Source organism: Burkholderia sp. YIM B11467 (genome assembly GCF_052952715.1).
On record NZ_JBQVSQ010000039.1, the window covers coordinates 1 to 407 of the forward strand.

Genomic DNA, 407 nt, shown 5'->3' on the forward strand with positions numbered 1-407 from the left:
TCACGCTTATCGGCTGTAAATTAAAGACAGACTCAGGGGTCTGTAGCTCAGTCGGTTAGAGCACCGTCTTGATAAGGCGGGGGTCGTTGGTTCGAATCCAACCAGACCCACCATTGTCTGGCGGTAGTACCCTGAGGTTCTCTGTACATATGGGGGCATAGCTCAGCTGGGAGAGCACCTGCTTTGCAAGCAGGGGGTCGTCGGTTCGATCCCGTCTGCCTCCACCAATCACCAACGCTAAGGGCTTGGTTCAGACACTGAACCGAGAATTTTGCATTGGCGATTGAGCCAGTCAGAGTGATACGTAGTACGTATCGGCTGTCGTTCTTTAACAATCTGGAAGAAGTAAGTAATTTGGATAGCGGAAGCGTCTTGAGATGGACGTGGAAACTATCCGGGTTGTGATT

General features: G+C 51.1%; 2 tRNA genes. Both read left to right on the forward strand.

Features of this window, described 5'->3' with window-relative positions:
- The first annotated feature begins 36 nt into the window (after positions 1–36).
- Positions 37–113, forward strand: a tRNA-Ile gene (locus tag ACTRWB_RS38120).
- A gap of 38 nt (positions 114–151) precedes the next feature.
- A tRNA-Ala gene (locus ACTRWB_RS38125) sits at positions 152–227 on the forward strand.
- Positions 228–407: the final 180 nt, after the last annotated feature.